Raw genomic sequence first — 22,061 nt, 5'->3', positions numbered from 1 at the left:
ATAAACAGAAGCGGTTATGACGGCAGGTGCTGGAAACGATTACAACCGACACGTAAAGAATGGTTATTCACGCTGACCGCAGGCAATGTTCTGTTTTGTGATAACTCGCACACTTGCGATTTGACGTTTCATCGCGGCTGCACCATTCTGCGCAACCCGTTGCAGATTAATCGCTTTTTTGCGGCCGCTGCGTTTCGAAATAAGCGCAACAAAAGTGCGAAAAATAGCGTTTAGAATACCGCTTAAGCTTCCTGTTAAATTTTCTCACCAGCGCCCGCCTGACCGGGGCAAAAACACGTCAGCCCCCTGCAAAAATGCGCGTTTAAAACAACAAAAGCGTAAAAAAGTCTTTTTTGATGAGCGAATTAGCTCACGTTGTCTGATTTTTGAATTTTTTTAACCGCAGTGTCTGGACTCTGGCCGCGTGCTCCCTATACTTGAGCACTTCCCCGTTCTCTATCTTTTATGGCAATCATGACTGCGCTCGATTACCTGCTGAAATTTCGTAAAGTGAATAATCTTGAGAGTCTGGAAAAACTCTACGACCACCTCAATTATTCGCTCACCGATGATAACGAAATCATCAATATGTACCGCGCCGCCGATCACCGCCGTGCTGAACTGGCTTCAGGTGGCCGCCTGTATGACCTCGGCTGCGTGCCCAAGTCAGTGTGGCGCTACGTGGTGTAATCCGCGCCGTTTCCTGTTACTGCCCTCATGACGCTGTCCGAATCGGGCGTGACCCGTTTGGACATGGTACGCTCTGCCTCGCCTTTTTTGCTTATATCAGGATGGATAACATGTCCGAATCGGTAAACCCGCCGCGTATCGCCGGCTGGCTGCTGCTGCCGTTGGCCTGGCTAATCATGACAATGCTGACCAGCGCGCTGGTGGTGGCGCTCTATCTGCGGCCGCTGTTTGACACGGAACTGCGCACCACGCTGTTTTCCCACGCCAGTATTTTAATGACGCAGTGGCTGGTATCGCTGCTGACCGCCGCCGTGGTGTGGCTGTACAGCATTTGGGTGTGCTGGATCTTTTGCCGGCGCTCGCGCCGTCTGCCGCGTCACTACATCATCTGGCTGCTGATGACGGTGTTGCTGGCGCTGAAAACCTTTGCCTTCACGCCGGTGGCCGATGGTAAAGCGATCCAGACACTGCTGCTGGCGCTGTTGTCTGCCGCGGTCTTTGTCCCCTACTTTAAGCGCTCACAGCGGGTGAAACAGACCTTTACCCAGCCGTAATGGCGCGCTTTTCGTCAGGAATTTAATTCTGAGTGCTCTCAGCCAGCGCACGAATCGCGCAAAGGTTGAGATGCACCTCTCAATTCCGGATAATAATCGCCTTTAGGCTTCCCAGGTTAAAAAATGACCGATTACTTACTACTCTTTATTGGCACCGTGCTGGTGAACAACTTCGTGTTGGTCAAATTCCTCGGCCTTTGCCCTTTTATGGGCGTGTCAAAAAAACTGGAAACGGCCATTGGCATGGGACTTGCCACTACATTCGTCATCACCCTGGCGTCGATTTGCGCCTGGCTGGTCAATCACCTGATTCTGCTGCCGCTCGATCTGGTCTACCTCCGTACCATGGCCTATATCCTGGTGATTGCGGTGGTGGTGCAGTTCACCGAAATGGTGGTGCGTAAAACCAGCCCGTCGCTGTATCGCCTGCTCGGCATCTTTTTACCGCTGATCACCACCAACTGTGCGGTGCTGGGCGTGCCACTGCTGAGCGTTAACCTCAATCACACCTTCCTGCAGGCGGCGCTGTACGGTTTCAGTGCATCACTCGGCTTTTCGCTGGTGATGGTGCTGTTCGCCGGCATGCGCGAACGTCTGGTGCTGGCCAATGTGCCGGCGCCGTTCAAAGGAAGTTCCATTGCCCTGATCACCGCTGGCCTGATGGCACTGGCGTTCATGGGCTTTACCGGTCTGGTGAAATTCTGATATGACCGCGATTTGGATTGCTATAGCTGTACTGGCGGCGCTGGCACTGGTGTTTGGTGCCCTGCTGGGCTACGCCTCGCGCCGCTTTGAAGTGGAAGAAGACCCGATCGTTGAGCAGATCGATGCGATTCTGCCGCAGAGCCAGTGCGGCCAGTGTGGCTATCCCGGCTGCCGTCCTTACGCTGATGCGGTAGGCAATAACGGTGAAGCCATTAATAAATGTGCGCCGGGCGGCGAACAGACCATGCTAAAGCTGGCCGAGCTGCTTAACGTTGAACCGCAGCCGCTGGACGGCGGCGCGGAAGTGCTGACGCCGGTGCGCACCGTGGCATGGATTGACGAAGCCAACTGCATTGGCTGCACCAAATGTATTCAGGCCTGCCCGGTTGACGCCATTGTGGGCGCCACGCGCGCCATGCACACTGTGCTGAGCGATGTCTGCACCGGCTGCGATTTATGTGTTGCTCCCTGCCCGACCGACTGCATTGAGATGCGTCCGGTTGCCACCACCACGGCCAACTGGAAGTGGGATCTCGACACTATTCCTGTACGGGTGATCCCGGTAGAACATCATGCTTAATCTGTTATCACTGCTGCGCAAAGACAAGCTGTGGGATTTCGAAGGGGGAATTCATCCGCCGGAAATGAAAACCCAGTCCAGCGGCACACCGCTCAGCCAGTTACCGCTGCCTGAGCAGTTCATCATTCCGTTAAAACAGCATATTGGCCACGAAGGCGAAATCTGCGTGGCGCCGGGCGACAAAGTGCTGCGCGGCCAGCCGCTGACCTTCGGCAGCGGCCGGATGCTGCCGGTGCATGCCCCGACCTCCGGTACCATTGAAGCCATCGCGCCGCACATGACGGCACACCCGTCCGGCCTGTCCGAGCTGTGCGTTTTCCTGCGCGCCGACGACGAAGACCGCTGGATACCGCGCGATCCGCAGCCGGACTATCGCACGCTCGGCCGCGAGGCGGTGGTAAAACGCATTCACGATGCCGGCATCGCCGGCCTCGGCGGCGCAGGTTTCCCGACCGCTACTAAGCTGCGCGGCGGACTGCGCGGCGTCAACACGCTGATCATTAATGCTGCCGAGTGCGAGCCTTACATCACGGCGGATGACCGCCTGATGCAGGATTGTGCAGCGGAAGTGCTGGAAGGCTGCCGCATCCTTGCCTGGGTACTGCAGGCGGAGCGCGTGCTGATTGGCATTGAAGACAATAAGCCTGAGGCGATTGCCGCGCTGAAACAGGCGCTGGCGGGCGACCGCGAGCTGCAGCTGCGGGTGATCCCGACCAAATACCCGTCGGGCGGTGCCAAACAGCTGACCAAAATTCTCACCGGGCGGGAAGTGCCGCACGGCGGGCGCTCCACCGATATCGGCGTGCTGATGCAGAACGTCGGCACCGCCTGGGCGGTGAAGCGCGCCATCGTTGACGGTGAACCCATCACCGAACGCGTGGTTACCCTGACCGGCGAAGCCATTGCCCGGCCGCGCAACGTCTGGGGCCGTCTCGGCACCCCGGTGAGCCATCTGCTGCAGCAGGTCGGTTTCACGCCAGGCGCACGCCAGATGGTGATCATGGGCGGGCCGCTGATGGGCTTTACCCTGCCGTCCCTTAACGTGCCGGTGGTGAAGATCACCAACTGTATTCTGGCGCCGTCAGCCAGCGAGATGGGGCAACCGCAGGAAGAACAGTCCTGCATCCGCTGCAGCGCCTGTGCTGATGCCTGTCCGGCCAAGCTGCTGCCGCAGCAGCTGTACTGGTACAGCCAGGGTGGCGATCATGACAAAGCGCGGGCCCATCACATTGATGACTGCATTGAGTGCGGCGCCTGTGCTTATGTCTGCCCCAGCAATATTCCGCTGGTGCAGTATTACCGTCAGGAAAAAGCCGAACTGCGCGCCATCGATCTGGAAGCCAAACGCACCGCCGAAGCCAAAGCACGCTTTGAAGCACGCCAGGCGCGCCTTGAGCGGGAAAAACTGGCGCGGGAAGCCCGTCACGAGCAGGCCAAACAGCGCGTGGCGCGCAGCGATAAAGCAGAGCTGGAAGCAGCAACCGAGCGCGTAAAAGCGCGTCCGGCGAAGACGCCGGAGCAGGAAGCGGCAGAACGCGAAGCGCGTCACGCCCGGGCGCTGGCGCAGCAGGCAGAGAAACAGGCAGAAACCGAACCGCTGAGCCGACAGGCGATCGATCCGCGCAAAGCGGCGGTGGAAGCCGCCATTGCGCGTGCTAAAGCGAAAAAAGTAGCCGCGCCGGCACAGCCAGCCGCTGATGCGGTACCGGCTGAAAGCGATCCGCGCAAAGCGGCAGTCGAAGCGGCTATCGCCCGTGCCAAAGCGAAGAAAGCGGCTGCCGCGCAGGCATCGACGGATACTGAGCCGGCAGCCGAAGCGCCGGCAGCTGAGGTCGATCCGCGCAAAGCGGCGGTTGAGGCGGCGATTGCGCGCGCCAAAGCGAAGAAAGCCGCTGCCACGCAGGCATCGACTGATGCTGAGCCGGCAGCCGAAGCGCCAGCAGCTGAGGTCGATCCGCGCAAAGCGGCGGTTGAAGCGGCGATTGCGCGCGCCAAAGCGAAGAAAGCCGCGGCCGCGCAGACGCCGGCCGATGCTGAGCCGGCAGCCGAAGCGCCAGCGGCTGAAGTCGATCCGCGCAAAGCGGCGGTTGAAGCAGCTATTGCGCGTGCCAAAGCGAAGAAAGCCGCTGCCGCGCAGGCATCGACGGCTGCTGAGCCGGCAGCCGAAGCGCCAGCAGCTGAGGTCGATCCGCGCAAAGCGGCAGTCGAAGCCGCTATCGCCCGGGCCAAAGCGAAGAAAGCCGCGGCCGCGCAGCAGACTTCTGACGCACCCGCCGCATCCCCTGAAGTGGAGGCCGCTGCCTCTCCTGACTCCGCCGACCCACGCAAAGCGGCGATTGCCGCAGCGGTCGCCCGTGCCAAAGCGCGTAAAGCGCAGCAGCAGCCTTCGACGACTGAGGACTAAATGGCTTTTCGTATTGCAAGTTCGCCTTATACCCATAACCGCCGCAGCACCGGCAACATCATGCTGCTGGTGGTGCTGGCCGCCCTGCCCGGTATGGCGGCACAATGGTATTTCTTTGGCATCGGCTTCCTGATTCAGGTGCTGCTGGCGGTCGCTACCGCCTGGATCACCGAGGGCGTAATTCTGCGCCTGCGCCGCGCGCCGGTCGTCCCGACGCTGGCGGATAACTCAGCCCTGCTGACGGCGCTGCTGCTCGGCATCAGTCTGCCGCCGCTCGCGCCCTGGTGGCTGGTGGTGCTGGGCACCGTGTTTGCTATTGTGATCGCTAAACAGCTGTACGGTGGCCTTGGCCAGAACCCGTTCAATCCGGCGATGGTCGGTTATGTGGTGCTGCTGATCTCGTTCCCGGTGCAGATGACCAGCTGGCTGCCGCCGGAAACGCTGCAGGTGATTAAGCCCGGCATCATGGATTCGCTGAGCATGATTTTTACCGGGCATACGCTGGCCGGTGACAGCATGCAGCAGCTACAGCTGGGTGTGGATGGCGTGAGCCAGGCTACGCCGCTGGATACCTTTAAAACCGGCCTGCGCGCCGGGCACAGCGCCGAACAGCTGCTGGCGCAGCCCATTTACAGCGGCGTGCTGGCTGGCCTCGGCTGGCAGTGGATCAATCTCGGCTATCTGCTCGGCGGCATGCTGCTGCTGGCGAAGAACGCCATTCGCTGGCATATTCCGCTCAGCTTCCTGCTGTCGCTGGCGCTGTGCGCCACGCTCGGCTGGCTGTTTGCGCCGCAGTCACTGAACTCACCACTGGTGCATCTGTTCTCCGGGGCGACCATGCTGGGTGCGTTCTTTATTGCCACCGATCCGGTCACCGCCTCCACCACCAACCGTGGCCGCCTGATTTACGGCGCGCTGATTGGCCTGCTGGTGTGGCTGATTCGCAGCTTCGGCGGCTATCCGGATGGCGTTGCCTTCGCGGTGCTGCTCGCTAACATCTGCGTGCCGCTGATTGACTACTACACGCAGCCACGTGTGTATGGCCATCGCAGGGATTGATGATGATTGAAACCATTCGTAAAAACGCGCTCACGCTGGGCATGTTTGCCGTGATCACCACCGGCGTGACGGCCGTGGTCAACTATGTCACCAAACCGACGGTCGATCACCAGACGGCGCTGCAGCAGAAAAATCTGCTCGACCAGGTGGTGCCGACCGATTTGTACGACAACAATATTCAGCAGGAGTGTCTGCTGGTGACCGATACCCGCGCGCTCGGCAACGACAAACCGCATCATCTGTACGTGGCGCGCAAAGGCGATCAACCGGTAGCCGCGGCGCTTGAGACCACGGCACCGGATGGCTATTCTGGTGCGATTCAGATGCTGGTCGGCGCGGACTTTCACGGCAAAGTGCTCGGCGTGCGCGTGGTTGAGCACCATGAGACGCCGGGCCTGGGTGATAAAATCGAGCTGCGCATTTCTGACTGGATCAACAGTTTCAACGGCAAAGTGGTGCACGGTGCCGACGATAAAGCGTTCGCCGTGAAGAAAGACGGCGGCCAGTTTGATCAGTTTACCGGCGCGACCATCACGCCGCGCGCGGTGGTCAACGCCACCAAACGTGCGGCGCTGCTAATTGAAACGCTGCCAGCGAAGCTGGCCTCGCTGCCTGAATGTGGAGATGCACCATGAGTGAAGCGAAAAACTTACTGATCGGCGGGCTGTGGAAGAACAACTCGGCGCTGGTGCAGCTGCTGGGACTCTGTCCGCTGCTGGCGGTGACCTCCACCGCCACTAACGCCCTCGGGCTGGGACTGGCCACCACGCTGGTGCTGACCATCACCAACAGCGCGATCTCCGCTTCGCGCCGCTGGGTACCGGGCGAAATTCGTATTCCGATCTACGTGATGATCATCGCTTCCGTGGTGAGCTGCGTGCAGATGCTGATTAACGCCTATGCCTATGGCCTGTATCAGTCGCTGGGCATTTTTATCCCGCTGATCGTTACCAACTGTATTGTGGTGGGACGTGCGGAAGCGGTGGCATCAAAAAGCAGCATTCCGCTGGCTGCGCTGGATGGCTTTGCCATCGGCATGGGCGCCACCTGCGCCATGGTGACGCTGGGTTCGATACGTGAACTGATCGGCAACGGCACGCTGTTTAACGGCGCTGACCAGCTGCTCGGGCCGTGGGCCAAAGCACTGCGTATCGAAGTGGTGCACTTTGATTCGCCGATGCTGCTGGCGATGCTGCCGCCGGGCGCGTTTATCGGCCTCGGCATGCTGCTGGCCGGCAAGTACCTGATCGACCAGAAAATGAAGCAGCGCGCCTTGCGTCAGGCTGAGGCTGCTGCTGCCGTGCCGCAGGGTGAAACCGGGAAGGCTGTGTGAATAAGGATAAACGTCTGCAGATCCTCACGCGGCTGCGTGATGCTAATCCCCATCCGACCACCGAACTCAACTTCAGCTCGCCGTTTGAGCTGCTGATCGCCGTGCTACTGTCAGCGCAGGCGACCGATGTCAGCGTCAACAAAGCCACCGCCCGACTCTATCCGGTAGCCAATACGCCAGCGGCAATGCTGGCGCTCGGGGTGGAAGGCGTAAAAGAGTACATCAAAACCATCGGGCTGTTTAACAGCAAAGCCGAAAACGTCATCAAAACCTGCCGCATCCTGCTGGAGCAGCACGGCGGTACGGTGCCGGAAGATCGCGCGGCGCTGGAAGCCCTGCCCGGCGTCGGGCGTAAAACCGCCAACGTGGTGCTCAACACCGCTTTTGGCTGGCCTACCATTGCCGTGGATACCCACATTTTCCGCGTCAGCAATCGCACCCGCTTTGCGCCAGGTAAAAACGTTGAGGAAGTGGAGCAGAAGCTGCTCAAAGTGGTGCCCGCTGAGTTTAAGGTTGACTGCCATCACTGGCTGATTCTGCACGGACGCTACACCTGCGTGGCGCGTAAACCGCGCTGCGGCTCCTGCCTGATTGAAGATTTGTGTGAATTTGCGGAAAAGACCGACTGACAGCGGGCTAACAACGGCGCGACGTTGCGCGCCGTCCTCTCAGCAATAACCGTTAGCGCGCTGCCTGCAGCCACGCCACCACCAGCGGCTACAGCCGGTTCTGAAGCGCAGCGCGTTCTGACTGAAACAGCGTGGCGACAAAGAACGGATGATCGGTCAGCTCTACCCCGCGCACATCCCCCTGCAAATCCCATGAGGTAATGCGCAGATTGCGCGTGGCCAGCGCGTCGCTGAATTCAGCGTTAACGCCAAAGTTGCAGTGATAGCCTTCGTTACTCTGTAACGCGCCGTAGGCCTGAGCGATGCGTGAACCCGGCTCAAACGTCACCTCACCGCGCTGTTCCACCAGCGAGCAGGCCAGCGGCGCAATCACCCAGCGCGCATCCGGATCGGTCTCAGCATGACCAGCATCCTCCCAGCCCAGCACATTGCGCGCATACTCTACCACCGCATACTGAAAGCCGGCGCACGAGCCTAAAAAGGGTTTACCGCTTTCGCGCGCCCAGCGAATGACGTCGAACACGCCGGCATCATTCAGGAAGGGACTGCCAGGCACCACCCACACGCCATCATAGTCGTGCAGACGCGGCAAATCGATTTCCGGCGTGGCGATCCAGTCGGCGGTTACGTCAAGGGAGAGTGTGGCGGCGGCAAGCTGAATGGCAGGAGGAATGGCCTGGTGCGCGACGGCACTGGCACGGTAATCGCCCACGAGAGCGACACGAACGGACTGCTTCATGATGAGTTCCTTGCAGGGAAAAAACGAGGTTACAGCAATTTAACGCGGCTGTCTAAATGTCGGTAACGGTGGAGAAAGCACGCTGAACATAGCCTGCGCAGACGATTCAGGCGGCGCAAAACGACTACAGGGCAGACGTTATCGCGCACAACTGGCCTCCAGACGGTGTATTTGTCGGCCAGGCCCGCCTGCGGAACCGTTTTCTTTTTTTACATTTCTAATTAATTCATGATTTTGTGCGCAGGATCAATAAATTAGCCCGCTGTCACTCCCTGGCTGTTTATTATGCTCAACAATCAGACAATTGCGCCTGATTTACCGCCAGTTATCAGCGCAAAACGTGGTTAAATAATCATCTGTAGTATTATGTCCTGCAGGATAGGCGAAAAGCAGTTTATCTCAGGAAAATCCATTGACGGATCTGCAATAAGAACGTTTATCCTGCTATAATCTCATGCAGTGATATTTAACACTGATTTACAAGTTATTATCCCGGTCATAACCCTACCCGTAACAAGTATTTCAGCGTGCAGAAAATGCTTGCCCTGTTGGCCTGATTCAGCCAAATTAGGCGCCGTTTTTCCTTTCTAATAACAATGTTGCGCGGGATTACCCAGCCCGACGCAGACTTAATTCCTGTTGTAAAACAGGCGATGTATAAACTGAGGTATACGTGTCAACTGCAAACAAACACACTGATGAGGCGGTAAGCCTTAACGCCTTCCGTCAGCCGAAAGCGTTCTATTTAATCTTCTCCATCGAACTGTGGGAGCGTTTTGGCTTCTACGGTCTGCAAGCCATCATGGCGGTCTACCTGGTGAAACAGCTGGGGATGTCCGAAGCGGACTCCATCACCCTGTTCACCTCGTTCAGCGCACTGGTCTACGGTCTGGTTGCCATTGGCGGCTGGCTGGGTGACAAAGTGCTCGGCACCAAGCGCGTAATCGTGCTCGGCGTGATTGTGCTGGCGCTGGGCTATGCCATGATTGCCTTCTCCGGCCATGACACCACCATGGTGTATGTCGGCATGGCGACCATCGCGGTGGGTAGCGGGTTGTTTAAAGCTAACCCCTCTTCGCTGCTGTCGACCTGCTACGAGAAAGACGATCCGCGTATCGACGGTGCTTTCACCATGTTCTACATGTCGATCAACATCGGTTCGCTGTTCTCGATGATGCTGACGCCGTGGCTGGCAGCCAAATATGGCTGGGGCGCGGCGTTTTCGCTGTCGGTAGTGGGCCTGGTGATCACCCTGCTGAACTTCCTGTTCTGCCAGCGCATGGTGAAGAATTACGGCTCCAAACCGGACTTTGCGCCGCTGCAGGTCGGTAAGCTGCTGATGACGCTGGTCGGCGTGGTGGCGCTGGTGGCGCTGGCGACCTGGTTGCTGCATCACCAGAGCATTGCGCGCATGACGCTGGGCGTGATCGCCATCGGTATCGTGCTGGTGTTCGCTAAAGAAGCCTTTGCGCTGCATGGCGCGGCGCGGCGCAAAATGATTGTCGCCTTCCTGCTGATGGTCGAAGCGATTGTGTTCTTCGTACTGTACATGCAGATGCCAACCTCGCTGAACTTCTTCGCCATCCGTAACGTCGAGCACGCCATTCTGGGCATTACCTTTGAGCCCGAGCAGTTCCAGGCGCTCAATCCGTTCTGGATCATGGTGGCCAGCCCGATTCTGGCAGCGGTGTACAACAAGCTGGGCGACAAACTGCCGATGCCGCACAAATTCGCCATTGGTATGGTGCTGTGTTCTGCGGCATTCCTGGTGCTGCCGTTTGGCGCGAAATTCGCGAACCAAGCCGGTATTGTCTCGGTTAACTGGCTGATCCTCAGCTATGCACTGCAGAGTATTGGCGAGCTGATGATCTCCGGTCTCGGCCTGGCGATGGTGGCACAGCTGGTGCCGCAGCGCCTGATGGGCTTCATTATGGGCTCGTGGTTCCTGACTACCGCTGGCGCTGCGATGATCGCCGGTAAAGTCGCCAACCTGATGGCGGTGCCGGAAAACGTCACCGATCCGCATGCCTCGCTGGCGGTTTACAGCCAGGTGTTCCAGCAGATTGGTATCGCTACCGGCGTCATCGCGCTGCTGATGCTGATCACCGCGCCGCTGCTCAACCGCATGACGCAGGATGATTCGCAGGCGGAGCTGAAGCGCGCCGACGCCAGCCAGTAATCCTCTTTAAGCCGGGCTCAGCCCGGCTTTTTTTATCCCCTTCACTTCCCCCGCCATCCGCTGTAGTTTAAGCAACACGCTCTTTACGCTCGCCTTTCAGGGCGCAGCCCAGGGATTTTGCATGGACAGATTTGACGAACTGCAGGTTTTTGTTGCGATTATCCAGCAGGGCAGTCTGGCCGGTGCGGCGCGCGTCCTGCAGCGTTCGCCGTCGGTGATTACGCGCACGCTAAATGCGCTGGAAGCGCGTTTCGGCACCACCCTGATTGAACGCACCTCGCGTCAGCTGGCACCGACCGCGAGCGGCTGGCAGCTGTTTGAGCAGGCGCGCCGGCTGCTCAGTGATTATCAGAGCGCGCTGGACAGCGCCCACCACAACGGGCTGCACGGCCTGCTGCGCATCACCGCGCCGGTGATGTGTGGTCGTCGCCACGTGATGCCGCTGGTCAACGCCTTCCTGCAACAGCATCCCGACATGCAAATCGAACTGATTTTAAGCGACAGCTATCAGGACCTGATTGAAAACGGCCTGGATATTGCGGTGCGCATCGGCGCGCTGCAGGATTCGTCGATGGTGGCGCGTCCTGTCGGCAACGTGCGCTCAATGCTGGTCGCCAGCCCGGATTATCTGCGCCAGGCCGGTTCACCGGCGCATCCCGCCGAGCTCAGCATGCATGCACTGGTGGCTGGCGTGCGCCATACCCGCGAATGGCGCTTTGCCCGGGATTTGCGGGTGCGCATTTCGCCGCGCCTGCGCGTCAATGATATCGCCAGCCAGCTGGATGCGCTGCGCAGCGGCCAGGGCATTGGCCGTTTGCTGTCGTATCAGGTGATTGATGAGCTGCAGGCTGGCACGCTGATCCGCCTGCTGGCCGCGTGGGAACCGGCACCGCTGCCGGTCCACCTGGTGGCGCAGCGGGTGAAAAATATGGCGCCGAAGGTCCGCTGTTTCTGGGATTTCGCGCTCACGCGGCTGCCGCCACGCCTGCAGGCGGCCGCTGAATTTCCCGATGGCGCACCTAATTACTGATCGCTGTCACGGGTAAACAATGCTGGCAGTTTTATGCTGCTGTGATCACTACAACTCATCAGGAGAGGCCATGATGAAACTCTATTGCAAGCCCGGTGCCTGCTCGCTTTCGCCGCACATTGTTGCGCGCGAGTGCGGGCTGGATTTTACGCAGGTCAACGTCGATCTGCAGAAGAAAGTGACCGAGCTGGGAGAAGATTACTGGCAGATTAACCCAAAAGGACAGGTTCCGGCGCTGCAGTTTGATGATGGCACGATTCTGACCGAGGGCGTCGCCATTGTGCAGTATCTGGCGGATCTGAAACCGGATCGCAATCTGCTGGCACCGACCGGCAGCCTGACGCGCTATCACACGCTGGAGTGGCTGAGCTTCATCAGCAGTGAGCTGCATAAAACCTTTTCACCGCTGTTCCGCCCGGATACGCCGGACGCGTACAAATCTATCGTCCGTGCACAGCTGGAACAGAAATTTAAACGGGTTGACGAGGCGCTGCAGGAGAAACAGTGGCTGATGGGGTTACGCTTCACCGTCGCCGATGTCTATCTGTTCGTGGTGACGCGCTGGGCGAAGGCCATCAAACTGGATCTGGAAGGGCTGAGCGCGCTGGAGACATGGTTTGCGCGCGTGGCGGAACGTCCGGCGGTTCAGGCTGCGCTGAAAGCGGAAGGCCTGGCCTGACGCTGCAGGCCGGCGTGACAGCCGGCCTGTTCATCGGCAATGATTACAGCTGTTCTGCCGCAAAGTGCTGCGTCGGTTGGGCAATCGCATCCTGCGCCGCCACCAGCTGCAGTTCGTACTCGCCCATCTCATGGGTTTTCAGCATCACTTCATACACCGCCGCGGTGACATGCTCCAGCGCATCCTGCAGGGATTTGCCGTGCAGCAGGTCAACCAGCAGCAGGCCGCTGGTCAGATCGCCAACCCCTACCGGCTGACGCACACCAAAATCCACCAGCGGACGGCTGATGTGCCAGCACTGGTCGGCGGTGACCAGCAGCATCTCGAAGCGATCGCTGCGGCGTCCGGCACGCGCCAGATGTTTCACCAGCACCACACGCGGCCCCTGCGCAATCAGCGCACGCGCGGCAACCACCGCCTGTTCCACGTTAGCCACCGTCTGGCCACTGAGCATCTCCAGCTCCAGCAGATTCGGCGCGATAAGATCGCTGGCCGGCATCGCCTGCTTGCAATGAAACTCCGCCACGCCGGGCGCGACAATGCAGCCTTTTTCCGGATGGCCCATTACCGGGTCGCAGAAATACCAGGCGTCGGGATTCGCCGCCTTGACCTGACGGACGATTGCCAGAATCTGCTCGCCCTGCTCGGCCGAGCCAAGATAGCCACTCAGCACCGCATCACAGGTTTTGAGACGATCGATGGCGGCGATGCCGTTTACGATGTCGGTCAGATGGGTGGCGGGCATCACGGTGCCGGTCCAGTGACCGTACTGCGTATGGTTAGAGAACTGCACCGTGTTTAACGGCCAGACGTTGGCGCCCATGCGGCGCATCGGGAATTCGGCCGCGCTATTACCGGCGTGGCCGTAAACCACATGAGACTGGATTGCGAGGATATTTTTCATTATTGCCCTGTACTGCTTGCCATAAAAAAGGGCCGGAGACCGGCCCTTGCACCTTACTGCCAGCTAATCAGGCAGTAGTGTTTTTTGCCGCGACGCAGCAGCGTGTAACGACCAAACAGTTTGTCGCTGTCGCTGAAGCGATATTCGGCATCAGATTGTTTTTCGCCGTTGATGGCTACCGCGTTGGAGCCAATCATGGTGCGTGCCTGGCCGCGTGACGGCACCAGCTCCGCCGCCACCAGTGCCTGCTGCAGATCATCTTCCGCGCTCAGGCTGATGGTCGGCATACCGTCCTGCGCCAGCTGCTCAAAGTCCGCTTCGGTCATGTCGCTCAGGCTGCCGGAGAACAGGCTGTCGGTGATGCGTTTCGCCGCCGTCAGGCCGCTTTCGCCGTGTACCAGACGGGTAACCTGCTCAGCCAGCACGTACTGCGCGCGCGGCGCTTTGCCACTGTTCTTGTCTTCTTCTTCCAGCGCATTGATCTCTTCAATGCTCATAAAGGTGAAGAATTTCAGGAAGCGATAGACGTCCGCATCAGCGGTATTGATCCAGAACTGGTAAAACTTGTACGGACTGGTTTTCTTCGCATCCAGCCATACCGCGCCGCCTTCGGTTTTACCGAATTTGGTGCCGTCCGACTTGGTGATCAGCGGTACGGTCAGGCCCCACGCCTGCTGCTGATGCAGACGACGCGTCAGATCGATGCCGGAGGTGATGTTACCCCACTGATCGGAGCCGCCAATCTGCAGCACCACGTCGTGGCGCTTGTTCAGTTCGGCGAAATCATAACCCTGCAGCAGGTTATAGGAGAACTCGGTGTAGGAGATGCCCTGATCTTCACGGTTCAGGCGCATTTTCACCGCTTCACGGTTGATCATCTGATTGACCGAGAAGTGCTTACCGATATCACGCAGGAAGGTCAGCACGTTCATGCCGCCAAACCAGTCATAGTTATTGGCCGCGATGGCGCTGTTGTCGCCGCAGTCAAAGTCGAGGAAAGGCGCAACCTGCTTGCGGATCTTCTCCACCCACTCGTTGACGGTATCCGTGGTGTTGAGTTTACGTTCCGCCGCTTTAAAGCTGGGATCGCCAATCAGACCGGTGGCGCCGCCCACCAGGGCCACCGGCTTGTGGCCAGCGTCCTGGAAACGTTTCAGGCACAGCAGCGGCACCAGATGGCCCAAGTGCAAGCTATCAGCGGTGGGATCAAAGCCGCAATAGAGTGCAATTGGCCCTTGCGCCAGCCGCTCTGCTAACGCTTCCTCGTCCGTTACCTGGGCAACTAAGCCCCTCTCTTGCAATTGTTGTATCAGGTTACTGCTGGTCATCACTGACTCCAAATTGATCAGACTGCACCTATGCTGGTACACAGCTGTCCGCGCCTGTGCGGATACGAAAAAAATGAGGGCTATAGCATAAAGCGCTGGCGAGTCGTGCGCCAGCGCTGAAAGGGGGTAAAACGCAGTTTTACGGTGCTAAACGATCGATTGTCCAGCGGCTGCCATCGCGCTGATAGAGGAAGCGGTCATGAAGGCGATGTTCGCCGCCCTGCCAGAACTCCATGGTGTGGAATCTGACACGGAATCCACCCCAGAAACTCGGCAGCGGCACTTCCCCCTGCTGAAATTTCTGCTTCAGCTCCAGGAATTTCCCCTCCAGCACGCCGCGCGCGGAAATGCGGCTCGACTGCTTCGATACCCACGCACCGATCTGGCTGTCACGCGGACGGCTGTGGAAATACTTCAGTACTTCCAGCGGCGACAGCTTCTCCACTTCACCCAGCACCATGACCTGTCGCTCCAGGAAGTGCCACGGGAAATGCAGCGAAATGCGCGGATTGTCTGCCAGCTGCAGCGCTTTGCGGCTGCCGAGGTTGGTGTAAAACACCATGCCCTGCTCATCGTAGTGCTTGAGCAGCACGATGCGCTGATACGGCTGGCCGCTGCTGTCCACCGTCGCCACCGTCATGGCGGTAGGATCGGGCAGCTGTGCGGCACAGGCCTGCTGCAGCCACTGTTCAAACAGCGCCAGAGGAGTATCTGGCAAATCTTTGCGCCGCAGTCCGCCGCGCGTGTACTCCCGACGCAGGTGGGCAATTTGTTGCAAGCTGTCACTGTCGCTCATGCTGATATCCCGGTTCTCTGTTACTGTGCGGAGGCATCCGCGTTCTGCAGTTCACAATCATTAATCACGATTTTATCGTTGCGTTCAACAAAGGCGCCATTGCCTTTTGACCAGAAAACGTAAGTGCCGTCGCTGTAGCGCGCGCCAGAGGCGGACACCGTCTGGGTCAGCGTCAGCGGTTTGCCGTCCAGAATAAAGCGCACCTGCTGCTGCGCGTTATCCAGCGTGACCGTCAGCGGCAGCGTGCCGCACTGGTAGTGTAATGTTTCTGGCGCGGGTGTTGGCTTGTGCCACAGGCCACAGCCGCTGAGTAGGGTCAGTGTGCCAGCCAGCACAATCATCTGCTTCATGTTTACTCCTTAACGTGTTACGTGGGGATTGGCAGGATAGATGGCACCCAGCACGCTCATTTCCCGCGCGCCGGTGACCGCCGGCAGATTGCCCGGCAGCCCGGAAAGCGTGCGGAAGGCCAGCCAGGCAAAGGCCAGCGCCTCCATGTCATCACCGCTGATACCGGCCTCATCGGTGGTGCCCACCTCGGTGCCAGACAGATGCGCAGCCAGCCGCGCCATCAGCAGCGGATTGCGACTGCCGCCGCCGCACACCAGCAGACGATCGCAGCCATCGTTGAGCTGCACCTGATGGGCGATAGTCAGCGCAGTCAGCTCGCACAGCGTTGCCTGCACATCCTGCGGGGCCAGCGCCGGGAAGCGCTGCAGCTGCTGTTCCACCCAGCCCAGGTTAAAGTATTCCCGGCCGGTGCTTTTCGGCGGCGGCAGCGCAAACCACGGATCGCTGAGCATCTGCTCCAGCAGTGCAGGCACAACCTGGCCACTGCGCGCCCAGCCGGCATCTTTATCAAACGGCAGGCCTTTGTGGCGCCAGATCCACGCATCAATCAGCATGTTGCCCGGCCCGGTATCAAAGCCGCGCACCGGCTGGCCGGGGATCAACAGCGACAAATTAGCAATACCGCCAATGTTCAGTACCATACGCCGTTCGACGCTGTCCATCAGCAGCGCCTGATGAAAAGCTGGCACCAGCGGCGCGCCCTGCCCGCCCAGCGCCATGTCGCGCCGGCGAAAATCGCCCACCACCGTGACGCCGGTCGCGGCAGCAATCTGGTTATTGTCGCCAATCTGCAGGGTATTCGGGGCTGCCGACTGCGGCTCGTGCCACACCGTCTGGCCGTGACAGCCAATCGCCATGATATCGCTGGCCTCCAGCGCCTGCTGCTGCATCAGCGTCAGCACGGCTTCGGCAAACAGCTGGCCGAGCCGGGTATCCAGCTGACCGAGCTGCGACAGCGTCAGCGTCTGTCCCTGACAAATCGCCAGCACCTGCTGACGCAGCGCCAGCGGGATGGGATGGCAGTAGCTGGCCTGTTGCGCCACCATGTGCTGATCGATGGCGGCCAGTACGACGTCTACGCCGTCCAGGCTGGTGCCGGACATCACGCCGATATAGCGTCCTGATTTCATAGCGCTTCCTTACCCGTTTGCGGGCCTGCAATGCATCTGTGTTTAGCCTGGCAAATTACCGATGCTAATTCTATGATAAATTTCCGCTTTTCAACTGCGCTGCGACGCGCATTCCGCGAGCAAACTATTTTCATCCGGCAATTGAATTTTTGTTGATAGGCAGTGGTCTATGCTTCGGCCCAGCCGCATATTGTTTGGACATGGCGTCAATTGCCCATTTTCTGACTTATACTCTTGCAGTACAGGATGAGAATATGGCGTTTTTTAGCATTAAGGAGCTTTCTGATGATTAAGCGTTTCGTAGCCGTAGCCCTGGCCGGTATCACGCTGGCTGGCTGTGTTAATAACGACACCCTTTCCGGCGATGTTTACAGCGCCAGCGAAGCTAAACAGGTACAAAGCGTCTCCTACGGTACGCTGGTTTCCGTGCGTCCGGTGAAAATTCAGGGCGGCGATGACAGCAACGTCATCGGCGCTATCGGCGGTGCCGTGCTGGGTGGTTTCCTCGGTAACACCATCGGCGGCGGCGCGGGTCGCAGTCTGGCAACGGCCGGCGGTGCGGTGCTGGGCGGCGTGGCCGGTCAGGGCGTGCAGGGTGCGATCAATAAGTCTGACGGCGTAGAGCTGGAGATCCGCAAGGATGACGGCAACACCATCATGGTGGTGCAGAAGCAGTCCGCCAGCCGTTATTCAGTCGGCCAGCGCGTGGTGATGGCCTCCAACGGCAGCCAGGTCACCGTCTCTCCGCGCTAAGCGCACAGATAAAAAAAACCGACGCCAGTGCGTCGGTTTTTTTATTTCTCGCGGTTCTGCAACTCGAGAATGTTTTTTTCCAGCCGGGCAATCAGCGTCACCATCTGATTGATCTCTTCGAGGCTGATGCCGGAGAGGATGTCGTCACGCGTCGCGTCGATCACGTTTTCGACCTGCTCAATGATCGGCTCAGCCTGGCGGGTCAGCTTGATGCGCTTGGCGCGGCGATCGTTAGCGCAGGTGGCGCGGGTGATCAGCCCCTTCTCTTCCAGCTGATCCAGCGTACGCACCAGCGAAGGCTGCTCAATACCGATGGCTTTCGCCAGCTGAATCTGCGACTGCTCTGGCGGGAGTTGATGAATATTGTGCAACGTCACCCAGTGGGTTTGTGTCAACTCAAGCGGCTTCAGACGCTGGTCGATCAACGCGCGCCAGATGCGCACCAGGCGAGACAGATCTGTTCCAAGCGGCGTATCCATTTCATCTCCTTATAATTAGCTTGCTAGCTATCAAGCCAGATTTTACACTATTCTGCGAGTTTACAGGACAAATTACAAATCCCAGGCCAGACGGCACACCCGCTGTCTACACTTGATTTAACCGTGCCGGGGTCATAAGGATGATGCCACGTGTCAATCTTTGCGCTCACCGCGACGGCGCCGCTGACCGATCTGGTCTTTGGCGCGTCGCTGTTCTTCCCGCCGCTGTTTAAAGCGGTGCTGCTGGGCTTCTTTTTCTGGTTGCTGATTCATCCGCTGCTGCGCGGCTGGATTTACTCCGGCGAGGTCTGGCACCCCACCTTAATGGATCTCTCACTGTTTGTGCTGTGCGTGAGCGGCGCGCTGTGGATACTGAGCCTCGGATAAATCATCATGAAATTCAACCCCTTTAAGTACTTTTCTACCCTTGTGGTGTTTGCCCTGGCGCTGCTTGCAGGCTGGTGGATGTGGAACTACTACATGCAGGCACCGTGGACGCGCGATGGCAAAGTGCGCGCCGAACTGGTGGACGTGACGCCTGAGGTTTCCGGTCGCATCAGCCAGCTGGCGGTGCGCGACAATCAGTTCGTGCACAAAGGAGAGGTGTTACTCCGGCTGGATCCGGTACCGTGGCAAATCGCGCTGGACAATGCGCAGGCGCAGCTGGCGAAGGCGCAGGCTGAGCTGGCCAAAGCACAGCATGAGGCCAGTCGCCGCGCCAGCCTGCCGCGCAATGTGATCTCGGCTGAGGATATGGACGCGGCGCGCCTCAACGCCAATGCGGCAGCGGCAACGGCACAAGCCGCGCAGGCGATGCTCGATCAGGCGCGCTGGAACCTGCAGCAAACCACGGTGACCGCGCCGACTGACGGCTGGGTCAGCAACCTGACGCTGCGTGCCGGCAATTACGCCAGCGCCGGTACGCCGTTGTTCGCGCTGGTCGACAGCCACTCTTACTATGTGATGGGCTATTTCGAAGAGACCAAACTGCGTCACATTCAGCCCGGCGCGCAGGCGAAAATCGTGCTGTACAGCAACGGTGCGCGGCTGCAGGGCCAGGTCGAGAGCATCGGGCGCGCCATTTACGATCAGAGCATCGCCAGCGACAGCGGGCTGGTGCCCGATATCAAACCCAACGTGCCGTGGGTCAGGCTGGCCCAGCGCGTCCCGGTGCGTATCCGGCTGAGCGCGGTGCCGGATAATGTGCCGCTGGTGGCTGGCACCACCTGCACCATCGCCATCGCGCACTGAGGCCGGCATGAATTTGCAGTGGCTGGCCTGGCACAATCTGCCGTGGATTAAGGCAACCGGCGGCGAGTGGCGCTATGCATTGCGCAACGCCATCGCGATGTGTCTGGCGCTCACCCTCGCCTATGCGCTGCAGCTGGATCAGCCCTACTGGGCGATGACCTCAGCGGCGGTGGTGAGTTTTCCCACCGTCGGCGGTGCCATCAGCAAAAGCCTCGGGCGCATCGTCGGCAGCCTGCTCGGCGCCAGCGCCGCGCTGCTGATCGCCGGTCATACGCTCAACGAACCCTGGCTGTTTGCCTTTTTCATGGCCGGCTGGCTGGCGCTCTGCACCTGGGTCGCCAACCATTTTCAAAACAATGTGGCTTACGCCTTTTCCCTGGCCGGTTACACCGCCGCGATTATCGCCTTCAGCAGCGTCAATGTCAGCGACGTCAGCCAGCTGTGGGACATTACCCAGGCGCGCGTGTGCGAAGTGATTGCCGGGATCCTCTGCGCCGGGCTGATGATGATGATTCTGCCCAGCACCTCGGACGGCAGTACGCTGATGCTTTCGCTGCGCCAGATGCACACCCGCCTGCTCGATCACGCGGTGCTGCTGTTGCAGCAGAGCAGCACGGATAACGTGCGCACCGCGCATGAAAATGTCATCAGCCAGATCCTCACCATGAATCTGCTGCGCATTCAGGCTTTCTGGAGCCACTATCGCTTCCGCCGCCAGAACAACGTGCTCAACTACGTGCTGCATCAGCAGCTGCGCCTGACCAGCGTGCTCTCCAGCCTGCGGCGCATGCTGCTCAACTGGCCCGAAGCCCCGCCCGCACTGTACAGCGCAATGCAGCAGCTGCTGCACGAACTGGCACAGCCGCAGTGTGATAAATACCGGCTGGCGCAGATTTTGCGCAGTATTACCCCGGAGATGCACGGTGATTTCCGCCAGCGCGCTTTTGTGCAGCGGCTGCGCTACTTTTGCTGGGTGTGGCTGAATGTCGCACGCTGGATTCGCCTGATTGAACGCGCCGACGCTGACACCCGTTTTCAGCCGCCGTATGCGCCCGCGCTGGCTCGCGAGAGCGACAGCGCCGAGGCGGGCTGGAGTGCGCTGCGCACGTTTAGCGTGATCATGCTGGGCTGCGCCTTCTGGATCGGCACACAGTGGGACGCCGGTGCAGCCGCGCTCACCCTGACCGCCATCGCCTGCGTGCTCTACTCCTCGTCGCCTTCGCCCGGCGGCAGCGTGTCGCTGCTGCTGAAAACCCTGCTGTGGCTGTCGCTGTTCAGCTTTGTGCTGCAGTTTGGCCTGATGGTGCAGATCAGCGCGCTGTGGCAGTTTTTGCTGCTGCTGTTCCCGCTGCTGCTGACGCTGCAACTGTTTAAGCTGCAACAGAAGAAACGCGCCGCGCTGTGGGGCCAGTTTATTGTGTTTATGGGATCGTTTATCGCGGTAAGCAATCCGCCAGACTGGGATTTCCAGAGCTTCCTGAACGATAACCTGGCGAAGGTGTGCGGCGTGCTGCTGGCGTGGCTGGCGTTTCAGGTGCTGCAGCCCGGTTCTGATGCGCGCCGCAGCCGGCGCCATATCCGGGCGCTGCGCCAGGCTTTTCTCGATCAGCTACGCCGTCAGCCGCGCCTGAGTGAGAGCCGGTTTGAATCGCAGATTTACCATCATATCAGCCAGCTGAGCCACAGCCGCGATGAGCAGGCGCGTGTCTGGCTGCTGCGCTGGGGCGTGGTGCTGCTGAACTGTTCGCACATTGTCTGGCAGCTGCGCGCCTGGCAGCCTGCCTCGCCGACGCTGGCGCAGCTGCGTGACACCAGCCTGCAGGATCTGCAGCGAATTATGAGTCTGCGCGGCGTGCGTCACGGCTCGCTGCAGACTGCGCTGGATACGCTGGCGCGCGCCATTGATCAGCTGCAACAGCAGCCGGACAGTGAAGCCAATACGCTGGCAGGCATCTTGTGGCGGCTGCGCTGTTCGCTGGCGCAGCTGCGTCAGGCGGTGCCGGATTGATTATTCGCAGTACTGGGTGAACTGATGGTTGAAGTCATCGTGCAGCTGCTGCAGGCTTTTCTGCCCTTCAAAGCGGGTTTTGTCCTGTTCGGACATCGGTTCGATCACCAGCGCTTTTTCATCCGATGAGTAGATGAAGCGCCGCACCAGCGTGCTGCCGGTAAAACTTTTGCCCTGAATCCCGCCACATACCACGGTGATACTGTGACGGCGGATGTCAGTGTGGGTGAAATTGGCTTCGGTCGCGCTGCGCAGGACGTTCTGGCAGCCTTTGGCTTGCAGACGCTGCAGGATACGCTGCGTGATCCATTCGCGGCCGCGGGCAATATCCTCACAGCTGGCGCGCAGCGGATTGGTATCAATATCGCGCTGAAGCTGACGGCTGGCCTCCAGTCGTAACTGGGTATCATTGGGGCGATCGCAGCCCACCAGCGCTAAACACAACAGCAAAATCCCACGCGTTTTCATGCCTGCCCCTGA

24 protein-coding genes are annotated in these 22,061 nt (G+C 59.5%); 16 read left to right on the top strand and 8 right to left on the bottom strand.

Annotated features, from left to right (window positions below; all coding sequences use genetic code 11):
- Nucleotides 1-474 precede the first annotated feature (474 nt).
- The 9 genes from ydgT to nth all read left to right on the top strand — a co-directional run bounded on the left by ydgT (nucleotide 475) and on the right by nth (nucleotide 7,954).
- Nucleotides 475-690, top strand: a complete 216-nt coding sequence (ydgT, locus tag MXF20_RS03465) for a transcription modulator YdgT (protein ID WP_010618950.1) — start codon at nucleotides 475-477, stop codon at nucleotides 688-690.
- A gap of 110 nt (nucleotides 691-800) precedes the next feature.
- Nucleotides 801-1,244, top strand: coding sequence for a DUF2569 domain-containing protein (locus tag MXF20_RS03460; RefSeq protein WP_125309662.1), 444 nt, complete (start codon nucleotides 801-803; stop codon nucleotides 1,242-1,244).
- 123 nt (nucleotides 1,245-1,367) lie between these two features.
- Nucleotides 1,368-1,949 carry an electron transport complex subunit RsxA gene (gene rsxA / locus MXF20_RS03455; protein WP_021506188.1) on the top strand — a complete coding sequence of 194 codons (582 nt, stop codon included), beginning with the start codon at nucleotides 1,368-1,370 and terminating at the stop codon, nucleotides 1,947-1,949.
- 1 nt (nucleotide 1,950) lies between these two features.
- Nucleotides 1,951-2,529 (top strand): electron transport complex subunit RsxB, encoded by a 579-nt coding sequence (gene rsxB, locus MXF20_RS03450; protein WP_021506189.1) that lies wholly within the window; start codon nucleotides 1,951-1,953, stop codon nucleotides 2,527-2,529.
- Entirely contained in the window at nucleotides 2,522-4,933 is a 2,412-nt protein-coding gene (gene rsxC / locus MXF20_RS03445; RefSeq protein WP_325967674.1) for an electron transport complex subunit RsxC, read from the top strand. Before rsxB ends, rsxC begins: the two co-directional genes overlap by 8 nt.
- Nucleotides 4,934-5,992: an electron transport complex subunit RsxD gene (gene rsxD, locus MXF20_RS03440; RefSeq protein ID WP_325967673.1), complete on the top strand. Its 1,059-nt coding sequence runs from the start codon at nucleotides 4,934-4,936 to the stop codon at nucleotides 5,990-5,992.
- A gap of 2 nt (nucleotides 5,993-5,994) precedes the next feature.
- Complete coding sequence (rsxG, locus tag MXF20_RS03435; protein WP_325967951.1) at nucleotides 5,995-6,627, top strand: electron transport complex subunit RsxG; 633 nt, start codon at nucleotides 5,995-5,997, stop codon at nucleotides 6,625-6,627.
- Nucleotides 6,624-7,325 (top strand): electron transport complex subunit E, encoded by a 702-nt coding sequence (locus tag MXF20_RS03430; RefSeq protein ID WP_325967672.1) that lies wholly within the window; start codon nucleotides 6,624-6,626, stop codon nucleotides 7,323-7,325. Before rsxG ends, MXF20_RS03430 begins: the two co-directional genes overlap by 4 nt.
- A complete protein-coding gene (nth, locus tag MXF20_RS03425) occupies nucleotides 7,322-7,954 on the top strand; it encodes an endonuclease III (RefSeq protein WP_325967671.1) in 633 nt (210 codons plus the stop codon). Before MXF20_RS03430 ends, nth begins: the two co-directional genes overlap by 4 nt.
- A gap of 88 nt (nucleotides 7,955-8,042) precedes the next feature.
- Here nth and MXF20_RS03420 read toward each other — a convergent pair whose 3' ends face one another.
- The gene (locus MXF20_RS03420; protein WP_325967670.1) at nucleotides 8,043-8,693 is read right to left on the bottom strand and encodes a CTP synthase; all 651 of its coding nucleotides are present in this window, start codon (nucleotides 8,691-8,693) and stop codon (nucleotides 8,043-8,045) included.
- Nucleotides 8,694-9,366: 673 nt separating this feature from the next.
- Between MXF20_RS03420 and dtpA the strand changes: the two genes are divergently transcribed.
- The 3 genes from dtpA to gstA all read left to right on the top strand — a co-directional run bounded on the left by dtpA (nucleotide 9,367) and on the right by gstA (nucleotide 12,581).
- On the top strand, nucleotides 9,367-10,872 hold the full coding sequence (gene dtpA, locus MXF20_RS03415; protein WP_325967669.1) for a dipeptide/tripeptide permease DtpA: 1,506 nt from the start codon (nucleotides 9,367-9,369) through the stop codon (nucleotides 10,870-10,872).
- 121 nt (nucleotides 10,873-10,993) lie between these two features.
- A complete protein-coding gene (locus MXF20_RS03410) occupies nucleotides 10,994-11,902 on the top strand; it encodes a LysR family transcriptional regulator (RefSeq protein ID WP_325967668.1) in 909 nt (302 codons plus the stop codon).
- A gap of 73 nt (nucleotides 11,903-11,975) precedes the next feature.
- Complete coding sequence (gstA, locus tag MXF20_RS03405; RefSeq protein ID WP_325967950.1) at nucleotides 11,976-12,581, top strand: glutathione transferase GstA; 606 nt, start codon at nucleotides 11,976-11,978, stop codon at nucleotides 12,579-12,581.
- A gap of 43 nt (nucleotides 12,582-12,624) precedes the next feature.
- On the opposite strand, the gene pdxY is transcribed toward gstA, so the two are convergent.
- The 5 genes from pdxY to anmK form a co-directional block, all read right to left on the bottom strand.
- Nucleotides 12,625-13,485 carry a pyridoxal kinase PdxY gene (gene pdxY, locus MXF20_RS03400; protein WP_325967667.1) on the bottom strand — a complete coding sequence of 287 codons (861 nt, stop codon included), beginning with the start codon at nucleotides 13,483-13,485 and terminating at the stop codon, nucleotides 12,625-12,627.
- Between the two features lie 53 nt (nucleotides 13,486-13,538).
- The gene (gene tyrS, locus MXF20_RS03395; protein ID WP_325967666.1) at nucleotides 13,539-14,813 is read right to left on the bottom strand and encodes a tyrosine--tRNA ligase; all 1,275 of its coding nucleotides are present in this window, start codon (nucleotides 14,811-14,813) and stop codon (nucleotides 13,539-13,541) included.
- Nucleotides 14,814-14,952: 139 nt separating this feature from the next.
- On the bottom strand, nucleotides 14,953-15,609 hold the full coding sequence (gene pdxH / locus MXF20_RS03390) for a pyridoxamine 5'-phosphate oxidase (protein ID WP_325967665.1): 657 nt from the start codon (nucleotides 15,607-15,609) through the stop codon (nucleotides 14,953-14,955).
- Nucleotides 15,610-15,629: 20 nt separating this feature from the next.
- Complete coding sequence (locus tag MXF20_RS03385; protein WP_325967664.1) at nucleotides 15,630-15,959, bottom strand: MliC family protein; 330 nt, start codon at nucleotides 15,957-15,959, stop codon at nucleotides 15,630-15,632.
- 9 nt (nucleotides 15,960-15,968) lie between these two features.
- A complete protein-coding gene (gene anmK / locus MXF20_RS03380) occupies nucleotides 15,969-17,090 on the bottom strand; it encodes an anhydro-N-acetylmuramic acid kinase (protein ID WP_325967663.1) in 1,122 nt (373 codons plus the stop codon).
- Nucleotides 17,091-17,375: 285 nt separating this feature from the next.
- Here anmK and slyB point away from each other — a divergent pair, with 285 nt between their 5' ends.
- Nucleotides 17,376-17,843 carry an outer membrane lipoprotein SlyB gene (slyB, locus tag MXF20_RS03375; protein WP_325967662.1) on the top strand — a complete coding sequence of 156 codons (468 nt, stop codon included), beginning with the start codon at nucleotides 17,376-17,378 and terminating at the stop codon, nucleotides 17,841-17,843.
- 41 nt (nucleotides 17,844-17,884) lie between these two features.
- Here slyB and slyA read toward each other — a convergent pair whose 3' ends face one another.
- Nucleotides 17,885-18,322 (bottom strand): transcriptional regulator SlyA, encoded by a 438-nt coding sequence (gene slyA, locus MXF20_RS03370; protein WP_010618966.1) that lies wholly within the window; start codon nucleotides 18,320-18,322, stop codon nucleotides 17,885-17,887.
- Between the two features lie 150 nt (nucleotides 18,323-18,472).
- Here slyA and MXF20_RS03365 point away from each other — a divergent pair, with 150 nt between their 5' ends.
- The 3 genes from MXF20_RS03365 to MXF20_RS03355 are packed head-to-tail and all read left to right on the top strand — an operon-like array spanning nucleotide 18,473 to nucleotide 21,581.
- Nucleotides 18,473-18,709, top strand: a complete 237-nt coding sequence (locus MXF20_RS03365) for a DUF1656 domain-containing protein (RefSeq protein ID WP_325967661.1) — start codon at nucleotides 18,473-18,475, stop codon at nucleotides 18,707-18,709.
- A 6-nt stretch (nucleotides 18,710-18,715) separates the two neighbouring features.
- The gene (locus tag MXF20_RS03360) at nucleotides 18,716-19,573 is read left to right on the top strand and encodes an HlyD family secretion protein (protein ID WP_325967660.1); all 858 of its coding nucleotides are present in this window, start codon (nucleotides 18,716-18,718) and stop codon (nucleotides 19,571-19,573) included.
- Nucleotides 19,574-19,580: 7 nt separating this feature from the next.
- Nucleotides 19,581-21,581: an FUSC family protein gene (locus tag MXF20_RS03355; protein ID WP_325967659.1), complete on the top strand. Its 2,001-nt coding sequence runs from the start codon at nucleotides 19,581-19,583 to the stop codon at nucleotides 21,579-21,581.
- Here the strand turns inward: MXF20_RS03355 and MXF20_RS03350 are convergent, their stop codons facing one another.
- Entirely contained in the window at nucleotides 21,582-22,049 is a 468-nt protein-coding gene (locus MXF20_RS03350) for a hypothetical protein (protein WP_325967658.1), read from the bottom strand.
- Between the last annotated feature and the right edge of the window lie 12 nt (nucleotides 22,050-22,061).

The organism is Pantoea dispersa (assembly GCF_035783935.1).
In the GTDB taxonomy this organism is placed as follows: domain Bacteria; phylum Pseudomonadota; class Gammaproteobacteria; order Enterobacterales; family Enterobacteriaceae; genus Pantoea; species Pantoea dispersa_C.
Note: the sequence above shows the minus strand (reverse complement) of the source record. Positions and strands in the feature narration are given on the sequence as shown.